This is a genomic window from Pseudomonas sp. NPDC089741 (assembly GCF_044748825.1).
Lineage (GTDB): Bacteria > Pseudomonadota > Gammaproteobacteria > Pseudomonadales > Pseudomonadaceae > Aquipseudomonas > Aquipseudomonas helmanticensis.
In genome coordinates this window covers 1-3,444 of record NZ_JBIVGT010000075.1, presented here as the reverse complement: position 1 = coordinate 3,444, position 3,444 = coordinate 1, and the positions used below count along the sequence as shown (strand labels likewise).

At 58.7% G+C, this 3,444-nt stretch carries 5 protein-coding genes; all 5 read left to right on the top strand.

Annotated features, from left to right (window positions below; genetic code table 11):
- Window positions 1–344, top strand: a 344-nt coding sequence (locus ACIPZE_RS28760) for a YceD family protein (protein ID WP_400776807.1), incomplete at its 5' end; no start/stop codon positions are given.
- 13 nt (window positions 345–357) lie between these two features.
- Window positions 358–540, top strand: coding sequence for a 50S ribosomal protein L32 (gene rpmF / locus ACIPZE_RS28755; protein WP_008152339.1), 183 nt, complete (start codon window positions 358–360; stop codon window positions 538–540).
- 4 nt (window positions 541–544) lie between these two features.
- Window positions 545–1,555, top strand: a complete 1,011-nt coding sequence (gene plsX, locus ACIPZE_RS28750; RefSeq protein ID WP_400776803.1) for a phosphate acyltransferase PlsX — start codon at window positions 545–547, stop codon at window positions 1,553–1,555.
- A gap of 123 nt (window positions 1,556–1,678) precedes the next feature.
- A complete protein-coding gene (fabD, locus tag ACIPZE_RS28745; RefSeq protein ID WP_400776800.1) occupies window positions 1,679–2,617 on the top strand; it encodes an ACP S-malonyltransferase in 939 nt (312 codons plus the stop codon).
- Window positions 2,618–2,633: 16 nt separating this feature from the next.
- The gene (gene fabG / locus ACIPZE_RS28740) at window positions 2,634–3,377 is read left to right on the top strand and encodes a 3-oxoacyl-ACP reductase FabG (protein WP_007908254.1); all 744 of its coding nucleotides are present in this window, start codon (window positions 2,634–2,636) and stop codon (window positions 3,375–3,377) included.
- Window positions 3,378–3,444: the final 67 nt, after the last annotated feature.

Here is a 3,444-nt window from a genome sequence, read left to right as displayed (position 1 = left end):
ACAGCTTTATCGACACCGAGGTCAAAATGGTTTGCCAGCGTTGTCTTGAGCTGGTCACCCTGCCGATCAACCGCGAATGCAGTTATGCTGTGGTGAAAGAGGGTGCGAATACCCAGTCGTTGCCGAAAGGTTATGACGTGCTGGAACTGGGCGAAGATCCATTGGATCTGCAGTCACTGATCGAGGAGGAGCTTCTGCTCGCCTTGCCCATTGTGCCTGCTCATCATCCGGAAGAATGCCAGCAGCCGGCGGGTCTCGATGAGCCCGAACCGAGCGAGGACGAGTCAACGCGGTCCAACCCGTTCAGTGTATTGGCGCAGTTAAAGCGTGACCCAAACGTTTAGGAGTTAATCAATTATGGCTGTTCAGCAGAACAAAAAATCCCGCTCTGCCCGTGACATGCGTCGTTCGCACGATGCCCTGACGGCAAGCACTCTGTCTGTAGAAAAAACCACCGGTGAAATTCACCTGCGTCACCACGTATCGCCAGAAGGCGTATACCGTGGCCGTAAAGTGATCGACAAGGGCGCTGACGAGTAATCACTTGTCTGCTCAAGTCATCGCGATTGACGCAATGGGCGGGGACGTCGGTCCCCGCAGCATTGTTCAGGCCAGCCTTGCTTGCCTGTCTGCTACGCCCTCGCTGCACCTGACCCTCGTCGGTCAACCCTCCCTTCTTGAAGAGCTGATCCACGGCCAATCGGCTGCCGATCGCGCGCGCCTGACGATTGTTGCGGCCAGCGAAGTCATCACCATGGACGAAAAACCTGCCCAGGCCCTGCGTGGCAAGCCGGATTCGTCGATGCGTGTCGCTCTCGAACGGGTGCGTGATGGCAAGGCTCAGGCGTGTGTCAGTGCCGGTAACACCGGTGCGCTGATGGCGCTGTCGCGCTTCGTTCTGAAAACGTTACCGGGTATTGATCGTCCGGCCATGGTTGCTGCGATTCCGACGCAGAAGGGTTTTTGTCAGTTGCTCGATCTCGGCGCCAATGTCGATTGCACTGCCGAGCATCTGCTGCAGTTTGCCGTGATGGGCTCGGTGGCAGCGCAGACGCTGGGTATCCATCGCCCGCGCGTCGCGCTGCTGAACATCGGTACCGAAGACATCAAGGGCAATCAGCAGGTCAAGCTGGCAGCGACGCTGCTGCAGGCTGCTCGCGGCATCAACTACATCGGCTTCATCGAAGGCGACGGGTTGTATCGCGGGGAGGCTGACGTGGTGGTGTGCGACGGTTTTGTCGGCAACATACTGCTGAAATCCAGCGAAGGCCTGGCGACGATGATCGCGGCGCGCATCGAGGCGCTGTTCAAAAAGAACTTCGCCTCACGTGTTGTCGGTGCATTGGCGCTGCCATTGATGAAGCGCTTGCAGGCGGACCTGGCGCCGGCGCGACATAATGGCGCAAGCTTTCTCGGCTTGCAGGGCATCGTCGTGAAAAGTCACGGTTCGGCCGGGGTTCAGGGCTTTCAGAGTGCGATTCAGCGGGCGCTGATCGAGATTCAGGAGAATCTGCCCGAGCGCCTTCACGGTCGCCTGGAGGATTTGTTGTCTTAGGCGTTTTCGTCGGACAATGCTTAAATGTGACCGCCCGGTTCAAAGGGCCATCCAACTGTCAGTTTCTTGCGTCCCCACGTGGGGCGTCATTTTCCGACGACAAGATCATTAGGGGCTTGTTACATGTCTGCTTCCCTCGCATTCGTCTTTCCAGGACAGGGTTCGCAGTCCCTCGGCATGCTGGCCGAGCTGGGCGCGCAATACCCGTTGATCCTCGAAACTTTCAAAGAAGCATCCGATGCTCTGGGTTACGACCTGTGGGCGCTGACCCAGCAGGGTCCGGAAGAGCTGCTCAATCAAACCGACAAGACCCAACCGGCCATTCTGACCGCTTCGATCGCCCTGTGGCGTCTGTGGCTGGCTGAAGGTGGCGCGCGTCCGGCTTTTGTTGCCGGTCACAGCCTGGGTGAATACAGCGCGCTGGTTGCCGCTGGCAGCCTGACACTGGCTGACGCGGTCAAGCTCGTTGAGTGTCGTGGTCAACTGATGCAGGAAGCCGTTCCGGCCGGGCAGGGTGGCATGGCTGCCATTCTCGGTCTGGAAGATGCTGACGTGCTGGCAGCCTGCGCAGAAGCTGCACAAGGCGAAGTGGTCAGTGCAGTGAACTTCAACTCCCCGGGCCAGGTAGTGATCGCCGGCGCCAAGGCTGCTGTCGAGCGCGCCATTGAAGGTTGCAAGGCGCGTGGCGCCAAGCGTGCCATGCCGTTGCCAGTCAGCGTGCCGTCGCACTGCGAACTGATGCGTCCGGCCGCTGAGCGTTTTGCCGAATCCATCGCCGCCATCGACTGGCAGGCGCCGCAAATCCCGGTCGTACAGAACGTCAGCGCGCAAGTGCCGGCTGATCTGGAAACCCTCAAGCGCGATCTGCTCGAACAACTCTACAAGCCAGTGCGCTGGGTCGAGTCGGTACAGACTCTCGCTGCCAAAGGCGCGACCGATCTGGTCGAATGCGGCCCGGGCAAAGTGCTGGCCGGTCTGAACAAACGTTGCGCCGAAGGCGTCGCGACTTCCAACCTCAATACCCCAGACGCTTTCGCTGCCGCCCGTGCAGCGCAAGCCTGAATCAGGAGAAACTTGCATGAGTCTGCAAGGTAAAGTTGCACTGGTCACCGGCGCAAGCCGCGGTATCGGCCAGGCTATCGCACTGGAACTGGGTCGTCAGGGCGCCATCGTTATTGGCACCGCGACTTCCGCTTCGGGCGCTGAGCGCATTGCGGCAACCCTGAAGGAAAACGGTATTCAGGGCACTGGCCTTGAGCTGAACGTTACCAGCGATGAATCGGTCAGCGCAGTGCTGGCGAGCATTCAGGAGCAGTTCGGTGCGCCGGTGGCGATCCTGGTCAATAATGCCGGTATCACCCGCGATAACCTGATGATGCGCATGAAAGACGATGAGTGGTACGACGTGATCGATACCAACCTGAACAGTCTATTCCGCCTGTCCAAGGGCGTTTTGCGCGGTATGACCAAGGCACGTTGGGGTCGAATTATCAGTATTGGCTCGGTGGTGGGTGCCATGGGCAACGCTGGCCAAGTAAACTATGCAGCCGCCAAGGCCGGTCTGGAAGGTTTCAGCCGTGCAATGGCGCGTGAAGTCGGTTCGCGTTCGATTACGGTCAACTCGGTAACCCCAGGGTTTATCGACACCGATATGACCCGCGAGCTGCCTGAAGCACAGCGTGAAGCCTTGCAGACGCAGATTCCGCTGGGTCGTCTGGGACAAGCTCAAGAGATCGCGTCTGTGGTCGCTTTTCTTGCATCCGACGGTGCGGCATACGTCACTGGGGCTACAATCCCGGTGAACGGTGGGATGTACATGTAAGTAAAATGTGACGGATTGCTTCAAAAAAATGTCATACGAGCTGTCTAAAATCCGTTATAAAGCTGCA